General features: G+C 63.0%; 23 protein-coding genes. 10 read left to right on the top strand and 13 right to left on the bottom strand.

Annotated features, from left to right (window positions below):
* Positions 1-31: 31 nt before the first annotated feature.
* From ABIE49_RS33880 to hpaR, 3 genes are all read right to left on the bottom strand, one after another.
* Entirely contained in the window at positions 32-811 is a 780-nt protein-coding gene (locus ABIE49_RS33880; RefSeq protein ID WP_192737343.1) for an HpcH/HpaI aldolase family protein, read from the bottom strand.
* Positions 812-863: 52 nt separating this feature from the next.
* Positions 864-1949, bottom strand: coding sequence for a malate/lactate/ureidoglycolate dehydrogenase (locus ABIE49_RS33875; protein ID WP_192737342.1), 1086 nt, complete (start codon positions 1947-1949; stop codon positions 864-866).
* A 213-nt stretch (positions 1950-2162) separates the two neighbouring features.
* Positions 2163-2693, bottom strand: a complete 531-nt coding sequence (gene hpaR, locus ABIE49_RS33870; RefSeq protein ID WP_192737341.1) for a homoprotocatechuate degradation operon regulator HpaR — start codon at positions 2691-2693, stop codon at positions 2163-2165.
* Positions 2694-2827: 134 nt separating this feature from the next.
* Between hpaR and hpaH the strand changes: the two genes are divergently transcribed.
* The 6 genes from hpaH (at position 2828) to ABIE49_RS33840 (ending at position 9235) form a co-directional block, all read left to right on the top strand.
* Entirely contained in the window at positions 2828-3634 is an 807-nt protein-coding gene (gene hpaH, locus ABIE49_RS33865; protein ID WP_192737340.1) for a 2-oxo-hept-4-ene-1,7-dioate hydratase, read from the top strand.
* Between the two features lie 30 nt (positions 3635-3664).
* Positions 3665-4063: a 5-carboxymethyl-2-hydroxymuconate Delta-isomerase gene (locus tag ABIE49_RS33860; protein WP_192737339.1), complete on the top strand. Its 399-nt coding sequence runs from the start codon at positions 3665-3667 to the stop codon at positions 4061-4063.
* Entirely contained in the window at positions 4056-5591 is a 1536-nt protein-coding gene (gene hpaE, locus ABIE49_RS33855) for a 5-carboxymethyl-2-hydroxymuconate semialdehyde dehydrogenase (RefSeq protein WP_192737338.1), read from the top strand. Before ABIE49_RS33860 ends, hpaE begins: the two co-directional genes overlap by 8 nt.
* 124 nt (positions 5592-5715) lie before the next feature.
* Positions 5716-6699 (top strand): 3,4-dihydroxyphenylacetate 2,3-dioxygenase, encoded by a 984-nt coding sequence (hpaD, locus tag ABIE49_RS33850; RefSeq protein WP_192737337.1) that lies wholly within the window; start codon positions 5716-5718, stop codon positions 6697-6699.
* 9 nt (positions 6700-6708) lie between these two features.
* On the top strand, positions 6709-7578 hold the full coding sequence (locus ABIE49_RS33845) for a fumarylacetoacetate hydrolase family protein (RefSeq protein ID WP_192737336.1): 870 nt from the start codon (positions 6709-6711) through the stop codon (positions 7576-7578).
* A gap of 28 nt (positions 7579-7606) precedes the next feature.
* Positions 7607-9235: a thiamine pyrophosphate-dependent enzyme gene (locus ABIE49_RS33840; protein ID WP_192737335.1), complete on the top strand. Its 1629-nt coding sequence runs from the start codon at positions 7607-7609 to the stop codon at positions 9233-9235.
* Here ABIE49_RS33840 and ABIE49_RS33835 read toward each other — a convergent pair whose 3' ends face one another.
* The 7 genes from ABIE49_RS33835 to ABIE49_RS33805 all read right to left on the bottom strand — a co-directional run bounded on the left by ABIE49_RS33835 (position 9236) and on the right by ABIE49_RS33805 (position 15865).
* Positions 9236-10474: an MFS transporter gene (locus ABIE49_RS33835; protein WP_192737334.1), complete on the bottom strand. Its 1239-nt coding sequence runs from the start codon at positions 10472-10474 to the stop codon at positions 9236-9238.
* A gap of 60 nt (positions 10475-10534) precedes the next feature.
* The gene (gene alkB / locus ABIE49_RS33830; RefSeq protein WP_192737333.1) at positions 10535-11188 is read right to left on the bottom strand and encodes a DNA oxidative demethylase AlkB; all 654 of its coding nucleotides are present in this window, start codon (positions 11186-11188) and stop codon (positions 10535-10537) included.
* Between the two features lie 29 nt (positions 11189-11217).
* Positions 11218-11964, bottom strand: a complete 747-nt coding sequence (locus tag ABIE49_RS33825) for a 2OG-Fe(II) oxygenase (RefSeq protein ID WP_192737447.1) — start codon at positions 11962-11964, stop codon at positions 11218-11220.
* 173 nt (positions 11965-12137) lie between these two features.
* Positions 12138-12824, bottom strand: coding sequence for a DUF2848 domain-containing protein (locus ABIE49_RS33820; RefSeq protein WP_192737446.1), 687 nt, complete (start codon positions 12822-12824; stop codon positions 12138-12140).
* Positions 12817-14172: an amidase gene (locus ABIE49_RS33815; protein ID WP_192737332.1), complete on the bottom strand. Its 1356-nt coding sequence runs from the start codon at positions 14170-14172 to the stop codon at positions 12817-12819. Before ABIE49_RS33815 ends, ABIE49_RS33820 begins: the two co-directional genes overlap by 8 nt.
* A 30-nt stretch (positions 14173-14202) precedes the next feature.
* Positions 14203-14523: an AtuA-related protein gene (locus ABIE49_RS33810; protein ID WP_192737331.1), complete on the bottom strand. Its 321-nt coding sequence runs from the start codon at positions 14521-14523 to the stop codon at positions 14203-14205.
* A 1-nt stretch (position 14524) separates the two neighbouring features.
* Positions 14525-15865 carry an acyclic terpene utilization AtuA family protein gene (locus ABIE49_RS33805; protein WP_192737330.1) on the bottom strand — a complete coding sequence of 447 codons (1341 nt, stop codon included), beginning with the start codon at positions 15863-15865 and terminating at the stop codon, positions 14525-14527.
* 211 nt (positions 15866-16076) lie between these two features.
* On the opposite strand from ABIE49_RS33805, the gene ABIE49_RS33800 reads away from it, so the two are divergent.
* The 4 genes from ABIE49_RS33800 (at position 16077) to ABIE49_RS33785 (ending at position 20016) form a co-directional block, all read left to right on the top strand.
* On the top strand, positions 16077-16490 hold the full coding sequence (locus ABIE49_RS33800; protein WP_192737329.1) for a Zn-ribbon domain-containing OB-fold protein: 414 nt from the start codon (positions 16077-16079) through the stop codon (positions 16488-16490).
* A gap of 5 nt (positions 16491-16495) precedes the next feature.
* The gene (locus ABIE49_RS33795; RefSeq protein ID WP_192737328.1) at positions 16496-17635 is read left to right on the top strand and encodes a thiolase C-terminal domain-containing protein; all 1140 of its coding nucleotides are present in this window, start codon (positions 16496-16498) and stop codon (positions 17633-17635) included.
* Between the two features lie 128 nt (positions 17636-17763).
* Positions 17764-18678: an SDR family oxidoreductase gene (locus ABIE49_RS33790; RefSeq protein ID WP_192737327.1), complete on the top strand. Its 915-nt coding sequence runs from the start codon at positions 17764-17766 to the stop codon at positions 18676-18678.
* 402 nt (positions 18679-19080) lie between these two features.
* Positions 19081-20016, top strand: a complete 936-nt coding sequence (locus tag ABIE49_RS33785; RefSeq protein WP_210337354.1) for an SMP-30/gluconolactonase/LRE family protein — start codon at positions 19081-19083, stop codon at positions 20014-20016.
* 120 nt (positions 20017-20136) lie between these two features.
* On the opposite strand, the gene ppc is transcribed toward ABIE49_RS33785, so the two are convergent.
* The 3 genes from ppc to ABIE49_RS33770 all read right to left on the bottom strand — a co-directional run bounded on the left by ppc (position 20137) and on the right by ABIE49_RS33770 (position 26465).
* The gene (ppc, locus tag ABIE49_RS33780) at positions 20137-22920 is read right to left on the bottom strand and encodes a phosphoenolpyruvate carboxylase (RefSeq protein ID WP_192737326.1); all 2784 of its coding nucleotides are present in this window, start codon (positions 22918-22920) and stop codon (positions 20137-20139) included.
* A gap of 185 nt (positions 22921-23105) precedes the next feature.
* On the bottom strand, positions 23106-24794 hold the full coding sequence (locus tag ABIE49_RS33775) for a hypothetical protein (RefSeq protein ID WP_192737325.1): 1689 nt from the start codon (positions 24792-24794) through the stop codon (positions 23106-23108).
* A 129-nt stretch (positions 24795-24923) separates the two neighbouring features.
* Positions 24924-26465 carry an acyl-CoA synthetase gene (locus tag ABIE49_RS33770; RefSeq protein WP_192737324.1) on the bottom strand — a complete coding sequence of 514 codons (1542 nt, stop codon included), beginning with the start codon at positions 26463-26465 and terminating at the stop codon, positions 24924-24926.
* Positions 26466-26469 lie beyond the last annotated feature (4 nt).

The raw sequence follows: 26469 nt of genomic DNA, 5'->3' as shown, positions 1-26469 counted from the left end.
CAACGCTGCACCGCGTCCGGAACACCAGAGCTTACGCCTTGCCGGCTGAATCCTTGCGGGTCTGGTTCACCTGCATCTTGGCGTAGGTCATCATCAGGCCGCTCTCGTTCGACAGCGTCACCAGCTTGAAACCCATGTTGATCGCGCGGACGGCGCCTTCTGCGCCCGAGCAGTGGATGCCAGCGTGCAGACCGCGCTTGCCGCATTCCTTGATGATCTTCTCGTAGATCTTGAGGATTTCCGGCTCCTCGCGGTCGAGCTTCGGCACCAGGCCATAGGAGAAGCCGAGATCGGAGGGGCCGATATAGACGCCGTTGATGCCCTCGACATCGAGGATCGCTTCCATGTTCTCGACCGCGGTCTTGGTCTCCATCATCGGCAGCAGCACGATTTCATCATTGGCGGTCTGCTGATAGGTGCCGGCGGAACCGTACATGCCGGAGCGGATCGGCCCGTTGGAGCGCGTGCCCTTCGGCGGATACTTCGCGTACTGAACCAGGTTCTTCGCTTCCTCAGGTGTATTGATCATAGGGCAGATCACGCCATAGGCGCCGCCGTCGAGCACCTTGCCGATGATGCCGGGCTCGTTCCAGGGAACGCGGACCATCGGCGTCACCGGGTGACCGTTCATCGCCTGGAAACACTGCACCATCGACTGATAGTCCTGCACGCCGTGCTGCATATCCACGGTGACGCTGTCGAAGCCGCATTGCGCGATCACTTCGGCCGAAAACCCTGACGGGATGGCCAGCCAGGCGTTGACGACGGCCTTGCCCGAAGCCCAGACTTTCTTGACGTTGTTTGTAGTCATTGATCGCGTTTCCTTTTGTGATCGTTACAACCGGTTTGGATTTTGATGCCGCCTAGCTCACGGCCTTCTGGATACTGACCTCGCTGACGCCGACCTCGCGGGCGGTATTGACGATCGCTGCCCAGGTATCGTCCGGCAGCGGCACACCGTTCCTGGTGCGGTCGGCACGCATTTTCTTCTCGGGATCGCCGGGGATCAGCACGGCGTCAACGCCTGAGATCGGCTTGGTGGCCCGGATGAAGTCGACATAGCGCGAGATTTCGCCGTCGAAGAAATTGCTGGTGTCGATCACTTTGGGGTCGACATAGATCGCGAGCATGCCGTTGGCGAATTGCCGGTCCCCCGAAGTAGCACCAGTGCCGGTCAATGCGCCGCCGAGCAGTTCGCAGATGAAGGCGAGCCCCGAACCCTTGTGTTCGCCGAACGCCCGGATCGCGCCGGTGCCCTTGGTGTGATCGCGCGGGCCTTCCGCGCTGTGCGGCCCATACAGCACCGCCGGGTCTTCACTCAGCGTGCCGTCGGCATCGACCAACGCACCCTCAGGCAATTTCTTGCCGCCGCGGCTCGCGACCAGCACCTTGCCTTCGGCGACGACCGAGGTCGCAAAATCGAGCACGATCGGATCCTGGCCCTTTCGCGGAATGCCGACGCAATAGGGCGCGGTCGAAAGCCGCTTCTCGACGCCGCCATAGGGCGCAACCAGCAGCGAGCCGGCGGCGTTGACGAAATGCACCGAAACCAGGCCTTCGGCCGCGGCCATCTCCGCCCAGTCGCCGACGCGGCCGATATGGCCGGCGTTGCGCAGCGCGATCGCGGCCAGCCCCGCCTTCTTGCATTTCTCGATGCCGATCCGCACCGCCTGCGGCGTCACGGTCTGTCCGTACCCGAACTTGCCATCGACGACAGCAAGCGAAGGCGTATCAACCATGACTTCGACGGTCTGATCGGGAACCACCCTTCCCGTTTTCTTCCAGCTGACATAGAGCGGCACCCGGATCACGCCGTGGCTGTCATGGCCAGTGAGATTGGCTGTCGTCAGGTAGGTCGCGATGCGCCTTGCTTCTTCGGCGGAGGATTCCGAACGGGAAAAGACCTCGGCAACGAAATCGATCAAATTGCTGACTTGGATCGTGACCATGTCTGGAGTTCAGCCTGTTCTTCGCCTTTCGGTCCAGCCGCATCATCCCGCGACGAAACCGCTAGCTCCCGCGCCGGTTTTCACGACCAGCTTGACTACACTTTGAGCGAAAAATGGCGTGCGTGTCTATGGCCTCAGTCGCATTCGGGCAATGATTGCAATCATTTGCCCGGCCGCTATGCGTGGCGCCGGTAGCATCATGCAAATTTGTGCTCACTCCTCGATCTCGCCGCTTTCCTCGCCTGCCACTTCCATGGCCACGAGGCTGCGTTCCAGCACGCCCAGCATGTCCTGCAGTTCGGCAAGCTTGCGCGCGCCATATCGGCTGGTGATTTCGGCGTAGATCGCTTCCGAGGTCGGCGCCACCGCCTCGATCAGTTTCAATCCCTTGGCTGATATCGACACCACGGCGCGGCGCAGATCGGCCTTGGCTGTGCGGCGCTCGATCAACTGGCGCGCTTCGAGGTCGCGCAGGATGCGCGACAGGCTTGGTCCCAGCAGAAACGCGACACGCGCCAGTTCGGTGACTTCAATGGCATCCACGGTCGTGAGCGCGCGCAGGATCCGCCATTGCTGTTCGGTCAGGCCGTGATTGCGCAAGGAGGGGCGGAACTGTCGCATCACGGCTTCGCGGGCGCGCAGCAGCGACATCGGCAGCGAACGCGAGAAGTCGCGCATCGGCGCGCGCCGCGTCGTCTCGGTCGTTTCCGTGTTGGATTCCGTCTGCGATTTCTTCCGTGCCATTCGCCAATCGTCCGCCATCCGTAATGCTGATCAAAGGGAATAAAGTTTTGCGGTGCAGCAAGCGCTAATTCGGTTTGATCGATTTCACTTAACATGTTAATCATCTGCCGGCACCATCTTTTTGCTGAGAGCATATGGCCCTTTCCAACGACCAGATTCGCGCCGCAGCCGAGCGGCTGGACCATGCGGAAAAGACCCGCACGCAGATCCGGCAGATTTCGCTCGAGCACCCCGGCATCACGATCGCCGACGCCTACGCCATCCAGAAGGCGTGGGTCGACATGAAGATCGCGCAGGGCCACATTGTCAAAGGCCACAAGATCGGCCTGACCTCGAAAGCGATGCAGAGCGCGCTCAATATCAACGAGCCGGATTCCGGCATCCTGCTCGACGACATGTTCTTCGCCGACGGCGGTCTGGTACCGTCGGACCGCTTCATCGCGACCCGCGTCGAGGCCGAACTGGCGTTCGTGATGAAAACGCGGCTTTCGGGCCCTGACTGCACGATGTTCGACGTGCTTAACGCCACCGATTTCGTGGTGCCGGCGCTGGAAATTCTGGACACACGCGTCGAACGGGTCGATCCGCAAACCAAAGCGACGCGAAAGATCTTCGACACCATCGCCGACAACGCTGCAAACGCCGGCATCGTGCTCGGCGGCCGGCCGATCCGCCCGATGGATGCCGATCTGCGCTGGATCGGCGCGCTGTGCTTTCGCAACGGCCAGCTGGAAGAGACCGGACTAGCCGCCGGCGTGCTCAACCATCCCGCAACCTCCGTGGCCTGGCTCGCCAACAAGATCGCGCCCAACGGCCTGGCGCTGGAAGCGGGCCAAGTGGTGCTGGCGGGATCATTCATTCGCCCGATCGAAACCCGCAAAGGCGACACGATCCAGGCCGACTATGGTCCCTACGGCTCGGTGAGCTGCTACTTCGCTTGATACTGAAACGGGAACTGCTGGAGTACAGACATGCCGCATTTCACGATCGAATACTCTGCCAATCTCAATGCACGCGTCGATATGGGTGCGGTGGTGGAACTGGTGCGCAAGGCCGCCGTTGAAACCGGCATCTTCCCGCTCGGCGGCATACGTGTCCGCGCAATCAAATGCGAGCACTACGCGATCGCCGACAACAGGCACAATTACGGCTTTCTCGACATGGTGCTGCGGCTCGGCGAAGGCCGCGACCTCGCCACCCGGAAGAAGGCCGGCGAGCACATCTTCAAGGCGCTCTCCACCTATCTCGATCCGGTATTCACAGAGACAAAATTCGCGTTGTCGTTCGACATGCAGATCAACGACAAGGAAACCAGCTGGAAACGCAACAACATCCACGAAGCTTTGAAGGTGGAGACGGTCAATGGATAAGGTCACCCCGAAAGACGTGTTTCAGGCCAATCGCGACCGCGCAGCTCCCCTGCTCGCGAAACTGAAGGACGAGGGCATCGGCCACATGATCGACGGCAAGGTGGTGCCGTCGATCTCAGGGCAAACGTTCGAGACCAAATCGCCGGTCGATGGCGCGGTGCTGGCCTCCGTTGCGCGTGGCAAGCCTGATGATATCGACCGCGCCGCCACGGCGGCGTCGCAGGCGTTCAAATCCTGGCGCGACATGCCGGCGACGACGCGCAAGAAGCTGCTGCATCGCGTAGCGGACGCCATCGAAGCCCGCGCCGACGATATCGCCGTGCTCGAATGCATCGATACCGGGCAGGCCCATCGCTTCATGGCCAAGGCGGCGATCCGCGCCGCAGAGAATTTCCGCTTCTTTGCCGATAAATGCGCTGAAGCGCGCGACGGGCTCAGCACGCCGAGCGAGGAGCACTGGAACATCTCGACGAGGGTGCCGATCGGCCCGGTCGGCGTCATCACGCCGTGGAACACGCCGTTCATGCTGTCGACCTGGAAGATCGCGCCCGCGCTCGCCGCCGGCTGCACCGTCGTGCACAAGCCCGCGGAATGGTCGCCGGTGACGGCTGACCTCCTTGCAAAGCTTGTAAAACAGGCCGGCGTGCCCGATGGCGTGCTCAACACCGTGCATGGCATCGGCGAGGAGGCCGGCAAGGCGCTGACCGAGCATCCCGCGATCAAGGCGATCGGCTTTGTCGGCGAGAGTTCGACGGGCTCGGCGATCATGGCGCAGGGAGCGCCGACGTTGAAGCGCGTGCACTTCGAGCTCGGCGGCAAGAACCCCGTGATCGTGTTCGACGACGCGGATCTGGACCGCGCGCTCGATGCGGTCGTGTTCATGATCTACTCGCTCAATGGCGAGCGCTGCACCTCGTCGAGCCGGCTCTTGGTCCAGCAAGGCATCGCGGAAAAGTTTATCGAGAAGCTCACGGCTCGGGTGAAAGCGCTGAAGGTCGGCCATCCCCTCGATCCCGTCACCGAGATCGGCCCGCTGATCCACGAGCGGCATCTTGCAAAAGTCTGCAGCTATTTCGAGGTCGCGCAGAAGGATGGCGCGACCATCGCGGTTGGCGGCAAGCCGCATGACGGACCTGGCGGCGGGCATTATGTCCAGCCGACGCTGGTCACAGGTGCGCATTCAAAAATGCGTGTCGCGCAGGAAGAAGTGTTCGGGCCGTTCCTGACCGTGATTCCGTTCAAGGATGAGAAGGACGCGATCGAAATCGCCAACGGCGTACAGTACGGCCTCACCGGCTATGTCTGGACCGGCGACATGGGCCGCGCGCTGCGCGTCGCCGATGCGCTGGAAGCCGGCATGATCTGGCTCAACTCCGAGAACGTGCGCCATCTGCCGACCCCGTTCGGCGGCATGAAATCGTCAGGCATCGGCCGCGACGGCGGCGATTATTCGTTCGACTTCTACATGGAAACCAAACACGTCTCGCTGGCGCGCGGGACGCACAAGATACAGAGACTGGGGATTTAGGGATCACCGTCATTCCGGGGCGATGCGAGGCATCGAACCCGGAATCTCGAGATTCTCAGATGTGCAATTGCACATCATAGTTCGCTTCGCGCCCCGGAATAACGAAGCCAATCAGGGAAACGCCATGCCGGTACCTACACATATCTTCGATCCGCCGTTCAATATCATCCGCTGCAGCCACGCCGTGCTCGACGTGACGGATTTGAACGCCAGCAGCGACTTCTACGAAAAGACCGTCGGCCTCCATGTCGAGGACCGTGACGACAAGGCGGTCTATTTGCGCGGCGCCGAGGAGCATCAGCATCACTCTCTGGTGCTGCGCAAGGCACAGGCGGCGGCCTGCAACCGGCTTGGCTTCAAGGTCGGCAATGACGGCGATCTCGACAAGGCCGCCAGCTTCTTCTCCGAGAACGGCATCACCTATGCCTTCGCCGAGCAGCCGTTCCAGGGCCGCACGCTGCAGTTCACCGACCCCTTCGGCTTCCAGATCGAACTCTATGCGACGATGGAGAAGCGCCCGCATCTGCTGCGGCGCTACGACCTCTACAAGGGGTGTCATCCGCAGCGGCTCGATCACTTCAACGTCTTCGCAGCCGAAGTTCAAGGCACCGTCGATTTCTATGCAAGGCTCGGCTTTCGCCTGACCGAATATGGCGAGGAGGATGGGCCGAACGGCCGCATCGCCGCAGCCTGGATGCACCGCAAGGGCAACGTGCACGATTTTGCGATTACCAACGGCAAGGGCCCTCGCCTGCACCATTTTGCTTACTGGGTGCCGACGGCGATGAACGTGCTGCATCTCTGCGATGTGATGGCGTCCAGCGGCTTCTTGAAGAACATCGAGCGCGGCCCCGGCCGCCACGGCATTTCGAACGCGTTCTTCCTCTATATCCGCGACCCCGACGGCCATCGGCTCGAACTCTACACCAGCGACTATTTTACCGGCGATCACGACCATGAGCCGCTGCGCTGGTCGCTGAAGGACCCGCGCCGGCAAACGCTGTGGGGTGCACCGGCGCCGCGCTCGTGGTTCGAGCAGGGCTCGCCGTTCACGGGGCAGGCGGTGCGCGAACCGGCCTTTGTCGCCGATGTCACGATCGCGGATTAGGACGCCCAGATGACCTCACCTCGCCTCGCGACCTATTCGATCGGCGGCGCCACCAGATACGGCGCCGTCACCGACACCGGCATCGTCGATCTCTCCGCGCGCTTCGGACAAGAATATCCGACGCTGCGTGAAGCCATCGCCGCCGGTGCGCTGATGAAATTGGTCGAGGACGCCGCAAAGTGCTCGCCGGACCATGCGCTCGACGCCATCACATGGCAGCCGCCGATCCCGGCGCCGGAAAAGATCATCTGCATCGGCGTGAACTATCCGGACCGCAACGCCGAATACAAGGACGGCCAGGACGAGCCGAAGTTCCCCAGCATGTTCATGCGCACGCCGCGCTCCTTTGTCGGCCACAACGCGCCGCTGGTGCGTCCGCGCGCGTCGGCGCAGCTAGATTACGAGGGCGAACTGGTGCTGGTGATCGGCAAGGCCGGCCGCCACATCAAAGAGAGCGACGCGCTGGATCACATCGCCGCCGTGACGCTGTGCAATGAAGGCACGATCCGCGACTGGGTGCGGCATGCCAAGTTCAATGTCACGCAGGGCAAGAATTTTGATTCCACCGGCAGTCTCGGCCCATGGCTGGTTCCCTACACCAGTGAAGCACAAATTGCGGATATCCGCCTGACCACAAGGGTCAACGGCGAGACCCGGCAGGACGACCGCACCTCGCGGCTGATCTTCGGCTTCCGCTATCTCCTCAATTATATCTCGACCTTCACGACGCTGGTGCCCGGCGACGTCATCGTGACGGGAACGCCGACGGGGGCCGGTGCACGGTTCGACCCGCCGCGCTACCTCAAGCCCGGCGACGTCATCGAGGTCGAAGCCGAAGGCGTCGGAATCTTGCGCAACGGCGTTGCCGACGAAGCCTGATCAATCCTTGCAATGATGGAACAGTGACATGACTTCAACATCCGGCGGCGAAGCGATCGTCAACGGCCTCGTCGCGCACGGCGTCGATACCGTGTTCGGCCTGCCCGGCGCGCAGATCTACGGACTGTTCGACGCCTTCCATCAGGCACAGTTGAAAGTGATCGGCGCTCGGCACGAGCAGGCCTGCGGCTACATGGCTTTTGGCTATGCACGCGCCAGCGGCCGACCCGGCGTGTTCAGCGTGGTCCCCGGCCCCGGCGTGCTCAACGCCAGTGCGGCGCTGCTCACGGCGTTCGGTTGTAACGAGCCGGTGCTGTGCCTGACCGGTCAGGTGCCGACGGCGTTTCTCGGCAAGGGCCGCGGGCATCTGCACGAGATGCCGGACCAGCTCGCAACGCTGCGCACCTTCGTCAAATGGGCTGACAGAATCGAGTATCCCGACGACGCGCCCGCGAAGGTTTCGCGCGCGTTCCAGGAAATGCAGTCGGGACGCCGCGGCCCGGTGTCGCTCGAAATGCCCTGGGACGTATTTACGCAGCGCGCGCAGGTCGGCAGTTCAGAACCGTTCGATCTCTTCCCGGCCCCGCAGCCTGATCCTGACCGTATCAAAGCGGCGGCGGCGCTGGTATCCGGCAGCAAGCGGCCGATGATCTTTGTCGGCAGCGGCGCGATCCACGCGCGCGAGGAAATCCTCGAACTCGCCGAAATGATCGATGCGCCTGTGGTGGCGTTCCGCAGCGGCCGCGGCATCGTCTCCAACGCGCATGAACTCGGGCTGACGATGGCGGCGGCCTACAAGCTGTGGCCGCAGACCGATTTGATGATCGGAATCGGGACGCGCATGGAATTGCCGGCTTCGGGATTCCGATGGCCATTCCAGCCGGCCGGGCTGAGATCCATCCGTATCGATATCGATCCGTCGGAAATGCGGCGGCTGACACCGGACGCCGCCGTGGTCGCCGACGCCAAGGCCGGCACCGCCGATCTGGTCGCCGCGGTGAAGAAAGCCGGTTACAGCAGGGCCAGCGGAAGGCGTTCCGCTATCCGCGAAGCCACCGCCGCGGCGCATCAGGAGATCCAGAAGGTTCAGCCGCAGATGGCGTATCTGAACATTCTGCGCGAGGTGCTGCCGGCGAATGCCATCGTCACCGACGAGCTGTCGCAGGTCGGCTTCGCCTCCTGGTACGGTTTTCCGATCTACGAGCCGCGTACCTTCATTACCTCGGGCTACCAGGGCACGCTCGGTTCGGGATTCCCGACCGCGCTCGGCGCCAAGGTCGCGCATCCCGACCGCCCGGTGGTCGCGATCACGGGCGACGGCGGCTTCATGTTCGGCGTGCAGGAGCTGTCGACCGCCGTGCAGTTCAAGATCGGCGTGGTGACGCTGGTCTTCAACAACAACGCCTACGGCAATGTACGGCGCGACCAGCGCGAACGCTTCGACGGCCGCGTGGTGGCGTCCGATCTGGTCAATCCGGATTTCGTCAAGCTCGCGGAATCCTTCGGCGTCGGTGCCGCGCGCGTCACCTCGCCCGATCATTTCCGCGCGGCGCTGGAAAAGGCGCTGGCCGATGGCGGGCCTTACGTGATTTCAGTGGAGGTGCCGACGGATTCGGAAGTCAGCCCGTGGACGTTCATCCATCCAGCGAAGCCGTAGTTAAATCTGCCGCTCCTGCATACTGCGCTGTACCCGCGAAGCCGCGATCGCCAACAGGCCCGCTCCCGCGACCGCCCAGCAGGCGACCGGCGCCCAGTGCAACAGTGGCGCGTATTCCGGCAGCTTTTGCAGGCCGCCGGCGACCGCCGCCATCCGCGCAAAGGTCGCCAGTGCGAGCGCTGAAAACATCAGCCCGATCACCTTGCCCTCGGCGCCGGTGTCGCCGATCGCCAGCGCCGCCGATACCGCGCTCATCAGCATGCAACCCCATGCCGCACCCGCCACGAACTGCGCGACAATAAGGATGTTGAGGCTGCCTGACAGCTCGGCGGCGAGCACCGCCAACGCGCCGAACAGGCCGGCCGCGCCCATCACGATCAAACCGCCGCGGTGCTTGACCACGACGCTCGCCGGGAACATCGCGATGTTGAAGCCGATCCAGAACACCGGCAGCAGCCACTGCAACTGATCTTGGGTCGTGAAACGCAGGAAGAACGACGAACTGTTGAGGCTGAAGTGCAGTTGATAGCCGAGCGACAGGATCACCATCGACGCGATGAAGAACATCGGGATCGTGCCGAACGCTTTGGCTGGGACAGCCGTCTCGCTCGGGGCAGGCGCTTGCGCCGCAGCGTCACGCTCGACCTTCGACAGCGCCAGCGTGGTGAGCAGCAGAACCAGCCCGGAGATCAGGAACGGCAGCCGCGGATCATGGTTGCGCAGCACCGTGCCGAGATAGGGCGAGATCGCGCCGGCCAGGCCGTAACCCAGCATCGCCAGCGCCGCCAGCAACGGCACCTGTGACCGCGCGCGATGCTTGCCGAGCAACGTCAGCGGCGGTGCACGCAACGCCGACGACGTCACGACCCAGATCACGATCAGCACGATGAACCAGGCTTGCGCGCCCGGACCTGTCCCGGCCACGAATGGCAACGCCACGAACGCCGCGCAGGAGATCGCGGTCAGGATGCCGACGAAAACACCGAGCCGGCCGATAAAGGGTGCGATCTTGTCGGCCGCAATTCCCATCGCGGTGTCGGTGATCGTGAAGATCGCCTGATCGAGCATCAGGATGAAGATCACCATGCCAGGTGCGATCCCGACCTGGGCTGCGAGCTTCGGCAGATAGATGACGTAAGTGGTCCAGCCCAGCGTGAAAATCAGTTGCAGCACGGCCAGATAGATGCCGGTGCGGCTGGCGCCCGCGCCGCTGCCGGCTTTCGCCTCAATGGTCGTCATATTTCGCTCCCCGCCCGGCGGAGAGCATAGACCATACGAAACTTCGATGGGAAGCCGGCGTCAGCGCGCTTTTCGAAAAGTCAGATTGATGCGCTGGCGGCCCGTGGCGGCGTGTTCGCCGTCGGCCAGCGGCGCCACGCCGTGAAAGAACAGCCGCGACGGCCCGCCCCAGACCACGACGTCGCCATGCGCCAGCCGAAACCGGGCCAGCTTGTCGCTGCGCCTCAACCCGCCGAACAGGAAGATCGCCGGCAACCCCAGCGACACCGAGACGATCGGCGCGGCAAAATCCTGCTCGTCCCTGTCCTGATGCAGCGACATCCGGGCGCCGGGTTCGTAGCGGTTGATCAGGCAGGCATCCGGTGAAAAGTGTTCGAAGCCGCCCTCAGTCGCCGCTTCCGCGGCCAGTTCGCGAAACACCACGGGCATCTTGGGCCATGGCCGCCCGGACTCCGGATCGACGCCGTCATAGCGATAACCGGTGCGATCGGTGACCCATCCGGCATTGCCGCAATTGGTCATCGCCACCGACATCTGATGGCCGCCTGGCGTCGACATATGACGAAACGGCGCCTCTGCCACGATCCCGCGCAGCGCCGGAATCAGATCGGCTTCAAAGCGCAGCGCGAAACCGCGCAGCAACACCGCGCCGTCGGCCATCGCTTCCCGCGACGGCTGCACATCGGCGATGGCGTCGAACAAATCTGCAGTCAATTCGCTTCGCACTCACATGGCGTGGTGAACTACTTGGCGTCGTGAAAGATCACGCCGACGGTATGACGGTGGCCAGACCGGATCTGGCTGACGCCATGGCGCAGATTAACGCGATAGAACCCGCGCGTCCCCTGCACCGGGCGGTGATGCACAGCAAATGCCACCGCGTCGCCTTGTGTGAGCGGCACCACCTCGGGCCGCGACTGCATCCGCGGCCGCTGCTCGGTCAGGACGAATTCGCCGCCGGTGAAATCGCGCCCCGGCTCCGAGAGCAGGATCGCAACCTGCAGCGGGAACACATGCTCGCCATAGAGGTCCTGATGCAGGCAGTTGTAGTCGCCGGGCCCATATTGCAGCAGCAGTGGCGTCGGCCGAATTTGCCCCGCGTCATGGCAGCGTTTCAGGAACGCCTGATGAGCCAGCGGATAGCGGATATCGATGCCCATCGTCTGGTTCCAGCGATTGGCAATGCCGCACAGCCGCGCATATAGCGCCGGACGAAGTTCCGCGATCAGGTCGGGCAGCGGATAGGAAAAATATTTGTATTCGCCGCGTCCAAAACCGTGACGTCCCATCACGATGCGGCTGCGGAATTGGCTGTCGTCAGGATACAGCGCGGCGATCGCCAGGCACTCGTCGGGCGACAGCAGCCCTTTCAGCACGGCGCTGCCCTGCCCGTCGAGATCGGCGGTCACCTGCGTCCAGTCGACGGCCTCGACGCGGGCGGCGACGTCGGGGGAGGCGTGGCGATCGGTGGTTTTTGCGATGGCTTTCATGCCGGGCAGTTTCGCAAGACCGGTAGCGGTGCGCCACCCGATTTCCGTCAAGCGTCGTCCCGGCGAAGGCCGGGACCCATAGCCACCGGCGGGAATGTTGCGAAAGGTCTCTGCCGTCGTGCCTTATCGACAGATCACGCGGTATGGTCCCGGCTCAAGGCCGGGACGACAAATCAGCCCAACACCGGCAACGCAATCACGTCATAGCCGTGGCCGATCTTGCGCTTCAGCACCGGGTCTTCCAGTTCGAACTCGAACCGGCTCGCCGGGCGGATGCCGCCCTTGGCGGCAAAGGTGCCGCCGAACATGGCGCAGCCGTCCGGCAATCCCTTGCCGCCGAAGCCGCGCTTGATCAGGTCGTTCACCGGCAGCATGCCATCGAGCGTGCCTTCCTGGTACAGCACCCGCTCGCCGCCGATGACAGCCCAGGAGCGCAGGATCATCTGGTCCCAGTGGCCGATGACGTCCTCGAGCTCCCACAGCGTGGAGGCCATCGGCTTGTCGCACATCTGTTTGGAAACCGTGACGCTGTAGGCTTCCACCTTGCGATCGGTATGGTCGGAGCCGCAGCCGACAAGGATACGGCCCTGCCAGCCGATCAGCACGAACTCGACTTCGCCGCTGGAATCGCCGCCGCTGACTTCGATGCTGCCAGTGGTGGTGATCCGGCACGCGGAGACACGGTAGTAGATCGGCGTCGAGGCCGGCCGCGCGATGCCGATCGCTTCCAACTCGGCAATGTGCTTGTCGCGCGCCACCGGATCGCGCCCGGTCCAGCCGGCAATCACGGCCTGATCGATCGCCAGCGTCAGCGGCGTCGGCGCGCCCTTGTCTTGAACAGTAAAGGTAAGATCAACCACGGATGACATTCTCCATTCCGGCCGCAAGTTCAAAGATGCAGCGATCTCTTCCGCCCGCTCCCGCGAGCATGAGCCCGACCGGCACCTCGCCTTCGCGATGCGCGGGCAGCGAGATCGCGCAGCCGTCGAGCATGTTGATCAGCGTGCAATTGCGCAGCGCGCGCAGGTTCTGCGTCGCGAATGCCTTGTCATCGGCGAGGTCGGCAATTTTCGGCGGGGTGTTGGCCGTGGTCGGCATGACCAGCGCGTCATACGGCGCGATGCGCGCCTCGGTGTGCGCGATGAACGATTTTCGCGCGCCGAGCAGATCGATATAGTCGGCCGCACTCATGCCCTCACCGCGCAGGATGCGGACGTGAACGCGGGGATCGTAGACATCGCCTTTGCTGACGATCAGATAGCGGTGCCACGCATAGCTTTCGGATGCCGCAAAGCCGCCCTTGGCGTTCATCGCGCCGACGTCGAGGAATTCCGGCACCTCGATCCGTTCGATTAGCGCGCCCTGGCGCGACAGCGTTTCCAATGCGCGCTCGAACGTTGTTGCAACGTCGTCATCGAGGTCATCGAGCGCCACCGTGGTCGGTACCGCAAGCCGCATGCCCCTGACGGGACGCGGCTGCAACACCGGCAGCTCAGCCTCGTCGGCCAGCACGGCGTCCATCGTCGCGCAGCACTGCACCGTGCGCGCCAGCGGCCCAAAACTGTCGAGCGAGGACGACAGCGGCACGCCGCCGTCGAGCGGCACGCGGCGCTGCGTCGGTTTGAAGCCGACGATGCCGTTGAAGGCCGCTGGAATCCGGCAGGAGCCGCCGGTGTCGGTGCCGAGCGCGCCGTGGGCCATGCCGTCCGCGACCGAGACCGCCGCACCGGAGGATGAGCCACCGGGCACGTGGCCAACGCTGCGGTTCCAGGTGCTCTTCGGCGTACCGTAATGCGGATTGATGCCGATGCCGGAATAGGCGAACTCGGTCATGTTGGTGCGGCCGATCACGATGAAGCCGGCCCGGCGCAACCGCGCCACCACGGGCGCGTCAGCCTCCGCCGGCGTGCAGTCTTCCTCGAGCGCCCGCGAGCCGGCGCGGGTCACCTGCCCCTTGACGTCAAAGAGATCCTTGATCGAGACCGGGATGCCGGCAAACGGCGACGGCACCGCGTGCGCCTTGCGCAGCCGGTCCATCGCGTCCGCCGCGCCCAGGGCGCCTTCCTTGTCTACATGGATGAACGCGCGCGATCCCTCACCCGAGGCGTCGGCGATTTTGGCGAGACATTCCTCGACCAGCTTGCGGGCGGAGGTCGCTCCGCTATCGAGATCGGCGGCGAGTGAGGCAAGTGTTGTTATGTTCGGCATGAGTTTCTCTCGCTGCTTCTCTTCGCTTCGCTACTTGTCGTCCGATCCTGGCTCAATGTCGAGATCGAGCAGTGCCGAGCTCAACGATTTTCCGTGGGCATCCAGCGCCAGCGAACGGGTGACGCCGCCGCCGAGCGCCTGCGTCATCACGAAATTCAAGGCCGACAGATTAGGCAGCTCGTAGCGAACCACTTCGCCTTCAACGACCCCAGCGAAATGCGCCTTCACCCGTTCGCTGGTGACCTGCTCGCGCAGCAGCGGATAATGCTTCGCATCATAGGCGATGACGGAAATATTCGACGTATTGCCCTTGTCGCCGGTACGGGAATGGGCGATCTCGCGCAGCTTCACCTTATGCCCCCACGAAACGAACTTGCGGCTTCGCCAGATCGCGCGGCAACAGCACCGACGCCACCGCGACCACATCACGCGCCGATTTCCAGGCGCCGCCCCCGGCAGCCGGGCCGTTGGTATAGAGCGTTTCGACCTCATTGCCGATCCTGACCGCCTCGCGGAGATTTTCCGTGCGCCCCGCGACCCGAACGCGCACTTCATAGGGCTCATTCGCGCGGGTAGAGACTTCCGCGCCGTGCAGGGAATCGACGCCGACCAGTTCGAACCGCAGTTCGCTGGATTCGACGCCGGTCAGTTTCAGCCGTTCGCGCACGATCTCCAGCGCGAGCCGGCCGCGCGCCAGCGCCCCGGGGCCGGCGTAGGAAATCTGCCCTTCACCGATATAGCTGTCGACATAGCCGACCGAGACTTTCAGCGTCTCAGTTCGCTGGTGACCTCGGCCGCCGCGGACGCGCACACGATCGGGCCCGATCTCCTCGACGGTCACTTGCGAAAAATCCGCGACCACGTCCGGCTGGAAATACTGCCGGGGATCGTGCACCTCGTAGAGCAACTGCTCCTTGCAGGTCCGCGCCGTTACGGCGCCACCGGAACCCGCAACCTTGGTGATGACGAGGCTGCCGTCTTCGCCGACTTCGCCGATCGGAAAACCGAGCCGCGCCAGCTCCGGAACATCCTTGTAACCGGGGTCGGCAAAATAGCCGCCGGTGATCTGCCCCGCGCATTCCAGCAGATGCCCGGCGACGGTGCCCTGCCCGAGAAGATTCCAGTCGTCCATCGCCCAGCCGAAGGCATGGATCATCGGCGCCAGGAACAGCGCCGGATCGGAAGCCCGCCCGGTGATGACGATATCTGCGCCTGACGCCAGCGCCTCTGCCATCGGCTCGGCGCCGAGATAGGCATTGGCCGACAGCAAGCGGTTGCCGAGCTGCTTGATGGTGCCATCGAATTCCATGATCGGCAGATCGCCGTCCTTGCAGGCATCGAGCACGTCGTCACCGACGATGGCGGCGATCTTCAGCGAGGACAGCCCAAGCAACTTCGCTATCTCGGCGGTCCGGCGTGCGGCAGCTTCCGGATTGGCCGCGCCCATATTGGTGACGATCTTGATACCTTTGGCCGCACAGGCCGGCAGCACAGCCCGCATCCGCTCTTCGAGCAGCGGATCGTAGCCGCTGTCGGGGTTTTTCATGCGCGCCTGCTGCGCCAATGCTACCGTGCGCTCGCCGAGGCACTCGAACACCAGGTACTGGATGTCGCCCTTTTCGGCGAGTTCGACCGCGGGCTCGATGCGATCGCCCGAATAGCCGGCACCGGATCCTATTCGAATCGTTCGCACATCGTCTCCGTCATCGCGCTCATTCCGTGCGGCGCAATCAGCAACACCCTAGCGCGGGAAATCACTGGCATACAAGCGCCCTCCACGCTCCCTTGGCTTGGGGAATGCGGCCATGCGGCGGCACGGCTGGACCGTTGACGCGGAATGGTCAAATGTCGCATCAAGATTGAAACAGGCGGGCTCGTGCCCGCCCCAGGGAGGAATGCCTGATATGGCAGAGCCAGCGCGCGCCAAACCGAAGCCGACCCCGGAAACCCAGCATTTCTGGGACGGTACAGCGGCCGGCGAATTGCGTCTGCAGCGCTGCGACGCCTGCGCCAACGTCTATTTCCCGCCGCGCCCGTTCTGCCCGTCCTGCGCCTCGCGCAAGGTCAGCGTGTTCAAGGCGAGCGGCAAGGCCAGGCTTTACAGCTACGTCATCAACCATCGCCCCGCCGCGCCCGGCTTTACGCCACCTTACGCGATCGCCGTCGTCGAACTCGACGAAGGTCCGCGCATGATGAGCAACATCATCGATTGTCCGCAGACGCCGGAAGCGCTCGAGCTCGACATGAAGCTCGAGGTCGCTTTCGAAAAACTCGACGACAAGATCACCCTTCCCCAGTTCCGTCCGGCGAAGGGCTAAGCACCATGCGCAGAAACCAGGTCGCCGTCGTCGGCGCTGCCGAGACCACCGAACTCGGCGTCATCCCGAACATGTCGCAGATCCAGCTGCACGCGGATGCGGCGCTCAACGCCATCGCCGATGCCGGACTGAAACTGTCCGACATCGACGGCATCGCCACGGCGGTGGAAACCCCGCAGCAGATCGCCCATTATCTCGGCATCAAGCCGACCTGGGTCGACGGTACTTCCGTCGGCGGCTGTTCATTCATGCTGCATGTACGCCACGCCGCTGCCGCGATCGAGGCGGGCCTTTGCAAGACCGTCCTGATCACGCACGCCGAGAGCGGCAAGTCGATGATCGGCAAACTGCCGCGCTCGACGCCACCGGACAGCCTCAACGGCCAGTTCGAATCGCCGTTCGGCGTGTTCGGCCCGCCCAGCATGTTTCCGATTCCCGTGCTGCGCTACATGAAGACCTACGGCATCACCCATGAGCAGATCGCCATGGTCGCGGTGGTGCAGCGCGAATGGGCCGCGAAGAATCCGCGCGCCACCATGAAGGCGCCGATCACGGTCGAGGACGTGCTGAACTCGAAGATGATCGCTTATCCGTTCCGCATCCTGCAATGCTGCCTCGTGACCGACGGCGGCGGCGCGCTGATCCTCACTTCGGCCGACCGCGCCAAGGATTTTCCGCAGAAGCCCGTCTATATCCTCGGCACCGGCGAGAGCGTTGAAACGCCGATGGTCAGCCAGATGGAGACCTTCAACTCCTCGCGCGCGTTCAAGGTCGCGGGCCCGATGGCGTTCCAGGAGGCCGGCATCGCCCACAAGGACGTCGATCACCTCATGATCTACGACGCCTTCGCGCATCTGCCGCTGTTCGGCCTCGGCGATCTCGGCTTCATGCCGCACGAAGAAACCGGCAAGTTCATCGCCGAGGGCAACACGCGCCCCGGCGGCAAGCTGCCGCTCAACACCAATGGCGGCGGCCTGAGCTACATGCATTCGGGCATGTACGGCATGTACGCGCTGCAGGAGAGCGTGCGGCAAATGCGCGGCATCGCGCCGGCGCAGGTCAAGGACGCCAGGATATCGGTGTGCCACGGCGTCGGCGGCATGTTCGCGGCGTCGGGCACGATCATTTTTACGAACGAGAAGTAACGATCCGTCATTCCGGGGCGCGCAAAGCGCGAACCCGGAATCTCGAGATTCCCCGGTGCGCAATTGCGCACCCGTGGTCTGGCGCTTCGCACCATCCCGGAATGACCGACAACAACAGGAGACTCCAAATGTCAAAATCGCTGCAAGACAAAGTCATCATCGTCACCGGCGCGGGCCGCGGCATCGGCAGGGAAATCGCCCTGCTCTGCGCCGCCGAAGGGGCAAAAGTCGTGGTCAACGATCCCGGCGTTGCCGCCGACGGTGCGGGCAACAGCGCGGCTCCCGCCGAGGAAGTGGTGGAAGAAATCAAGAAGCGCGGCGGCACGGCGGTCGCCAATTTCGAGTCGGTGGCGGAAGCGATCCCCGCGAGCAAGATCGTGAAGACGGCGACCGATCATTTCGGCCGGCTCGACGGCGTGGTCAACAATGCCGGCATCCTGCGCGACATGATTTTCCATAAAATGAGCGTCGAAGCCTTCGAATCCGTCATCAAGGTGCATCTGATGGGCTCGTTCTATGTCAGCCATGCCGCGGCACGGCTGTTCCGCGAACAGGAGAGCGGCTCCTTCGTGCACTTCACCTCGACCTCGGGCCTGATCGGCAATTTCGGCCAGGCCAATTACGCCGCCGCCAAGCTCGGTATCGTCGGACTCTCGAAGTCGATCGCGCTCGACATGGGCCGCTTCAACGTCCGCTCGAACTGCGTCTCGCCGTTCGCCTGGACCCGCATGATCGGCACCATCCCGACCGAGACCGACGCCGAGAAGGCGCGCGTCGAGAAGATCAAGCAGATGGGCCCGGAGAAGATCGCGCCGGTCTGCGCGCATCTGCTCAGCGACGACGCCAAGGACGTGACCGGGCAGATTTTTGGTGTGCGCATGAACGAAATCTTCCTGTTCGGCCAGCATCGTCCGGTGCGCTCGGTTCACCGCAGCGAAGGCTGGACGCCACAGACCATCGCCGAGCATGGCATGCCGGCGCTGAAGGGATCATTCTCCAAGCTCGATCGCTCCGCGGACGTCTTCACCTGGGATCCGATCTGAACCACAACAACCAGGGTGGGCAAAGGCGCTTTGCTCACCCTGCAAAGCTTACCCGGCTCCGAAGGACGCTACTTCCGCGTCATCCTAGGGTTGTTTGACGAAACTCGCCTGCTTTATGCCCAATTGCGGGCACATGATTTCCTTCCAACGAAAAACTGGGAGGAAAAAATGACAACTCCGCTACCCCAACCTCACTTCACCGACGCCAGGACGAACGGACTGAATCGCCGTGCGCTCTTGCGCGGTGCAACCGTGCTGGCCACCACGGCCGTGACCATGACTGCGGCCTCTGCGGCAAGCGTAGCCCCGTTAGGCCAAACGGGGGTCCCAACCCCGTCAACCGGCCCGCTGCCCTTGGGTCCGCTACCCGGGGCCCGCTATCCGGATGCTCGCCTTGAGTCGATGAAAAAGAAGGGGGTCTCGTTCGGGCCTACCGATTTCCCGGCCTTTGCCGGCACCATGGCCGTAGAGCGCGTCGCAACCGGATTCCGCTGGGCCGAGGGGCCGGTTTACTTCCCCGCCGGCCGCTACGTGCTGTTCTCTGACATTCCCAACAACCGCATCATGCGCTTCTCGGAGGACGACGGTCACGTCAGCGTCTACCGCCAGCCATCGATGAATTCGAACGGCAACACCATCGATCGGGAAGGACGCCTGATCACTTGCGAACATAGCGGCCGACGGGTGACCCGGACCGAACTCGACGGCTCGATTACCATCATCGCCGACAAGTACAATGGCAAGAAGCTGAACTCGCCGAACGACGCGGTCGTCGCGGCCGATGGTTCGATCTGGTTCTGCGATCCCGCCTACGGTATCGGCGGCTTTTATGAGGGCATCAAGGCCGATGCCGAGCAGGACAAGAAGAACGTCTACCGGGTCGATCCGAAATCCGGCGACATCAAGATGGTCGTCGATGACTTCGTGCAGCCGAACGGCCTTTGTTTCTCGCCCGACGAGAAGAAGCTGTACATCTGCGATACCGGCTTCACGGACGGGCCGAACAACCCGTCGCATATCCGCGTGTTCGATGTGGATCTCGCGGGCGGAAAACTCTCCAACAGCAAGGTCTTTGCGGAGATGCCCAAGCCCAGCATTACCGACGGGCTTCGCTGCGACACCGCCGGGCGCCTTTGGTGCTCCGTGGGTTGGGGCGACCCGAACGAGGACGGCGTGCGCTGCTACATGCCTGACGGCGATCTGCTCGGCAAGATCCACATCCCGGAGACGGTTGCAAACCTGTGCTTCGGCGGCATGCAGCGCAACCGGCTCTACATCTGCGGCTCGTCATCGCTCTATGCCGTTTACACCAGCGCGCAGGGCGCCATGAAGCCGTGATGCGCTGAGGAGGCTTCCGCGTCATTGCGAGGAGCGAAGCGACGAAGCAATCCATGCATCCGCACACTCGGAGAGATGGATTGCTTCGCTGCGCTCGCAATGACGGCGAGATGAGTCCCCTCACCCGCTATTGCGCAATCCCGCCGAAACGCCGTTGATGGTGATCTGAATCCCGCGCAACACCTGCTCGTCGGGGTTTTGCGCGCGGTGCTCCTTGAGCAGTTCGACCTGCACATGGTTCAGCGGGTCGAGATAGGGAAAGCGGTTGCGGATCGAGCGCTCGAGCAGCGGGTTACTCTGCAGCAATCGCTCCTGCTGCATGATCTTCAGCAACAGACCGATGCAGCTGTGCCATTCCTCGCGGATGCGCCCGAAGATCTTCTCGCGCAGCTCCACGTCGGGCACCAGTTCGGCATAGCGCGAGGCAATCGCGATCGAGCTCTTGGCCAGCACCATGTCCATGTTCGACAGCAGCATCCGGAAGAATGGCCATTCCCGATAGAGTTCCTGCAGGAACGGCATGCCCTGCTCGGGATGATCCGCGATCCAGGTCTCCACCGCGCTGGCAAAGCCGTACCAGCCCGGCAGCATCAGGCGGCATTGCGCCCAGCTGAACACCCATGGAATCGCGCGCAGATCCTCGATCTCACGGGTTTTCTTGCGCGAGGCCGGACGGCTGCCGATGTTGAGCGTGGCGATCTCGTTGATGACGGTGGAGCCCCAGAAGTAGTCGGCGAAGCCCTCGGTCTCATAAACCAGCCCGCGATAAGCCCTGAAGGCCAGCGCGGACAATTCTTCCATCGCCTTCAGATATTCCGGACGCGGCGCGCTGTGCTTCGGCTGCAGCAGACTCGCCTCCAGCGTCGCCGCCGTCAGAATTTCGAGATTGTTGCGGCCGACTTCGGCGTTGGAATACTTGCTGGAGATGATCTCGCCCTGCTCGGTGATGCGAATCTGGCCATTCACCGCGCCGCCGGGCTGCGCGATAATCGCATCATAGCTCGGCCCGCCGCCGCGGCCGACCGATCCGCCGCGGCCGTGGAACAGCCGCAGGCGGACGTGATGGCGTTCGAACACCTCGATCAGGCCGATTTCAGCCTTGTAAAGCTCCCAGCCCGAGGTGACGAAGCCGCCGTCCTTGTTGCTGTCGGAATAGCCGAGCATCACTTCCTGAATCGCGCCGCGACTGTCGACCAGTTTGCGATAATCGTGCAGCGACAAAATGCGGTCCATGATGCCGCTGGAGCCCTGAAGATCCTCGATGGTCTCGAACAGCGGCACGATGTTGATCGCGCAGCGCCCCGAGGGATGAACGAGGCCGGCTTCCTTCAAAAGCAGCGCGACCTCCAGCATGTCGGACACCCCCTTGCACATGGAGATGATGCACTGGGGGATAGCCGCGGAACCGTAACGGGCATGAACCTCGGCGGCCGCATGGAAAAGCGCGAGTTCGCCGACCGTCTCCTCGCTGTATTTCACAAAAGCCGACGTCAGCGGACGCGCATTGCCGAGCTCCTTGACGAGCAAGGCGATCCGCGCCTCCTCATTCAACGCCAGATAGGACATGCCGGGCATCGCCGCGTCGATCAACTCCGCGACGGTGCGTTCGTGCACGGCCGAATTTTGCCTGATATCGAGGCTCGCCAGGTGGAAACCGAAGCAGTCCACGGCCCGGCGCAACAGGCGCAATCGCCCGCGCGCGATCACGCCGGAATTGTTCGAGATCAACGAGCGATAGAGGATATCGAGATCGGCCTTGAACTCCGCAACATCGGCGTAAGCCGCGGCCTCGCCGACCGCCGGGCGTCTGGTCTCCACGTCCAGCCGCGTCGCGGTCGCGGTGAGGCGCGCGTAGATGCCGGATACCGCGAGACGATAGGGCTCGCCGCTTCGGTGCGGCGACTTATCCGGCGAACGCTCCGCAAGGACACGCAAATCCTTGGAAACATCGGCCAGATGCGCCGCCATCGACAGTTCGGCGCCGAGCAGATGCAATTCCTCCAGATAAAACCGCAGCACCCGGCTCGACTGCAATTTCAGTGTCCCGCGCACCACGTCGGCGGTCACGAAGGGATTGCCGTCGCGGTCGCCGCCGATCCAGCTTCCCATCTTGAGAAACGATGCCAGTTCGCCCCTTGAGCTGTCGCCCTCGTTCAGCCGGTCCTCCAGCGCGCAATGCAGCCGCGGCACCTCATGCAGGAACGTGTAGTCGTAGAACGACAGGCCATTGGCGACCTCGTCGAGCACCGTGAGCTTGGTCCGGCGCAAGAGGTTGGTCTTCCACAACGTCAGCACCGCGCGGCGCAATTGCTCGTCGCTCGCCTCGATCTCTTCGGGCGTCAGTTGCACCCGCTCCTTGCGGTCGAGCAGCGCGGCGATCTCCATTTCGCGGTCGATCGTGCTCTTGCGGCGGACTTCGGTGGGATGGGCGGTCAGCACCGGACTGACCTGGGCGCTTTCGAAAAACTTGCGCAGATCGGCCGCGCTGATGCCGGCCGTGCGCGCGTGCGCCAGGGTTTGGACCAGCATGCTGGCGCGCGGCGCCCCGCCGGGGCTGGTCCGCGCCCGCATCTGGCGGATGTTGTTCTGGTCCTCGGCAATGTTGGCCAGATGCGAGAAATAGCTGAAGGCGCGCACGATCCGCACGGTCTGGCTGATCGACATGCTGTCGAGGATCTGTTCGAGTTCGCGCCGCGCCGGCTTGTCGTCGTCGCGGTGGAACCGGATCGAGGTCTGCCGGATGCGCTCCACCAGGTCGAAGACGTCGGCGCCCTCCTGGTCACGCACGGTATCGCCGAGAATGCGCCCGAGCAGCCTGATATCGGTCCGCAGCCGGGCGTCCTCCGCGTCTTCGACGCGGTTGGCACGGATCTCGGTCTCGGAAGGCACAGTCTGGGGTGACATGGTCGGCTACTCCAGAGGCTTGCCCGGCAGGTTCTGGAGTGTGCAAGTTTTTTCCCGCAGTGCAAGATAAAGATGGAGGCGGTGCACACTCGGCGTACCTGGACGCGCTGCCGCAGCTGTTTGGCGGTGCGTCGCAGAAACAGGCCCGCTGGCGGGATCGTAATTTGGTCACTAATCCCGCGCGGTCACAATGGCCGGACGTACCAGACCCCGTTGGCCCAAGCCAGGGAAGGCTTGGCCACTCGCCGGCCATTCCAGTCCATCGACATGCAATTGTTCGGGCCAATTTCGGTTGCTCCCTTGCCCGACAAGACAGCCTCCATCCAACTCCCGAAATTGGCCGGTGCATTGGCCGCGAAAAACGACTTGTACTCGCGTACGAAGGACTCTTGCCCCAGTTTGAGAAGCGTGACGATCAGCGCTGATTTGCTGTCGACGTCGAAGGTAGTATCAGCGCTGCCCCGTAAAATCCGTGCTCGCATTTCGGAAATGACGGCGGGGCTGGCACGGCCGATCCGGCAAATCGCAAGCGTTGGAAACAATCGCCGGTAGCCCCGCGCCGCCACGAAATCCGTCTCGTAGAAGTCAGGCGTCTGTCGTCCGGAAGCGCGCTGGATGCGGCCGATCAATTCTGGAAATTGCTGAAACGATGCGGACATTCCATCGACGAAATACGCATGAAGTGGTGCAGCGACCTTTGCGAAGGCGTCGTCGGGCACAGCGGTCAGGGCTTTCGCCAGCCCCTCGTAGCGATAATTGTATTCCTGTCCGTCGGCATTGGACGGTCTGATGTTGCTCAGTTCGATGAAGCGATTGGCCATGGCTTCGGCAAGAGGCGCAAGGCGCGCAGGGTCTCGCGCGACCGAGAACCCGATGGCCCCGGGTACCCTCGGATAACCGCCCTCGGCGAGTTCCTTCAGCAAAGAGAACATGCGCTCCTGGACGCGCGCTGGCTCATCGACAAGCCAGGCTAACGTCGGCTCGTTCTGGGGATAGCCGCGAAACTCTGCAATTTCGGCGGAGGAATATTTTGGAATCCCGAGCATGACACTTTCGGGGCCATCGAAACGTTCGCGGTCGAGGCCGTCAGGAATGGTATCCAGCGTGACATGCGACCTATTGAAATCAGCGCCGCATCGCGGTGCCATCGGGAAGCATCCGATCATCAGGACCGGGAACGCTGGAAGCCGCCATACCGAGGCCGTCCTGTAAACGCCAATGACTTTGCCATCGAGCGTCAATTCGCTGATCTGCGCGCTGATACCCGCCTTGTGTTTCCAGACCTCTTCATCACCGATCTTGGCCACGGAGACCACCTGATAGGGTGGCCTCTCAGGGAAACGCAGCAAGCAGGCCGTGGTGATCGCCTTATCCCCGAATCTGGCTCCCCATGTCTGAATGCGGTTCTGGCTGTCCCTTTCAATTTTACATTGATCAGTACGGATCAGGCGGTAGGAAAGGTAACCCTCAGGCTCGAAGTTCGCGTTGGACTCATAGGCCGCCGAGACCTTGTGGCTGCTAACGAATGCCTGCGCGTTCGGCGTAACCAGTGAGTGAACCTCGGCATTGAAGTCGAGGACCTTGCCCGAATTGGCCTTTCGCAATTCAGCGGAGACGCGCGCTATATCGATCGTTTGATAAACATAGAGTCCGAAATAGCTTCCATAGGCGACAAGCGGAATTGCGATCAAGGCGCGCGGAATCCGCCGCAGCCAACTCTCGACCGCCAACGCCACAAGGAAAACATGCAGGAGGAGGCCGGCCAGGTACGGCCCGCCGAAGATCAAGATGAAGAGCCCGAGCACCGGGATCACTTGCAGGAAAAGCAGGACCGCAAATGCGATCGCCGAAATTCCGGACACAGTCTTGAACATCAACGCAATACCCGGCACGAGGAATATCGCGGAAGTTGTAATTATGCCCAATTAACGCATCGCTAAACGCGCTGCTTCACCGTTGCGAAGGCGAATACGTAAACTTTGATTCAAACGCGCTGCGGCCAGCTAAATCCGCCGTCCCGCGCGCTCCCAATAGGGATCGCGCAGCCGGCGTTTGAAGATCTTGCCGGAATCTTCCCGCGGCAGGTTGGCCTGGATTTCGACGTGCTTGGGCACCTTGTAGTCGGCCAGTGACTTCTTCAGCTCGGCGCGGACCGCGGCGACATCGAGTGTCACGCCCGGTTGCGGCTCCACCACAGCCATCAACGCTTCGCCGAATTCTTCGTCGGGAATGCCGAACACCGCGCAGTCATGGATGCCAGGCACGGCGTGCAGCGCAGCCTCGATTTCCGCCGGGTAGATGTTGACGCCGCCTGAAATCACCATGTCGCGCTTGCGGTCGCAGATGAAGACGTATCCGTCCTGATCGATATAGCCGACATCGCCCGAGGTAATGAATCCTTCGCGGTCGATCTCGGAGCGCTTCTCCGGCTTGTTGTGATAGGTGAAGTCCGGATTGCCCGATATGCGCGAATAGATTTCGCCGATCTCGCCCGGCGGCAGCACGCGCCCGTCATCGCCGATGAAGCGCAGTTCAGCGCCCGGCGATATCTTGCCGACGGTGCCGGGCTTCTTCAGCGCATCCTCGGAATTGGCAAAGGTGACGGCGCCGGATTCGGTCGAGCCGTAGAATTCGTAGATCACCGGCCCCCACCATTCGATCATCGCTCGCTTGACGTCGGCCGGACAGGGTGCGGCGGCGTGAATGATATGCCGCAGCGACGACACGTCGTATTTCCTGCGCACTTGCTCCGGCAGCTTCATCAGCCGGATGAACATGGTCGGCACCATGAATATCGTGTCGACCCGCTCGGTTTCGATCAGCCGCAAAAATTCCTCGGGCTCGAAGCGCGGCATCAATATCAGCGCGCCACCAAGGCGTCCGGCGCGCAGGCCGAACGAGTTCGGCGCGGAGTGATAAAGCGGCCCCGGCAGGATCGTGCGCGCGCCCGGCTTGAGGCCGTAAATCATCGCCCGCATGGCTTCGGCATTGGCGATCTGCGCCGGCGTCGGCGCAAAACGGCGCACGCCCTTCGGGTGGCCCGTGGTGCCCGAGGTATAGATCATGTTCTGCGGCTGCGGTACCACCGGCCCGTCATAGCGCGATTGTTGCTGGAGCCAGGATTCGAAATCGATCGCGAAATCCGGTGTCGCGAGATGATCAGGGTTGATCTTGTAGTTCGCCAGGATCTCCGGCGGCGTCGGCACGCTGAGCGCGGTGACGCCTGATGGAATCGCATCGCGCAGCTGATGCAGCATGTCGGCATGCGCGATCAGCACCGAAGTGCCGGAATCCTTCAGCACATAATTGATTTCCTCCGGCTTGAAGTGCCAGTTCACGGGCACGCCGTAGGCGCCGAGCCGCATCGCGGCATACGCCGCCTCGATGAAGGCGATGTCGTTGCGCATCAACATGCAGACGCTGTCGCCCGGCTTGACGCCGAGCTTGTGCAATCCGCTGGCGATGCGGTCGGTGCGCTCGGCGACCTCGGTATGCTCGCGCCGGCGCTGGCCGCTGATGATGCCGAGGAAGGGCGATGTTGTCATTGTC

This window comes from Bradyrhizobium sp. OAE829, from assembly GCF_040546575.1.
In the GTDB taxonomy this organism is placed as follows: domain Bacteria; phylum Pseudomonadota; class Alphaproteobacteria; order Rhizobiales; family Xanthobacteraceae; genus Bradyrhizobium.
Note: the sequence above shows the minus strand (reverse complement) of the source record. Positions and strands in the feature narration are given on the sequence as shown.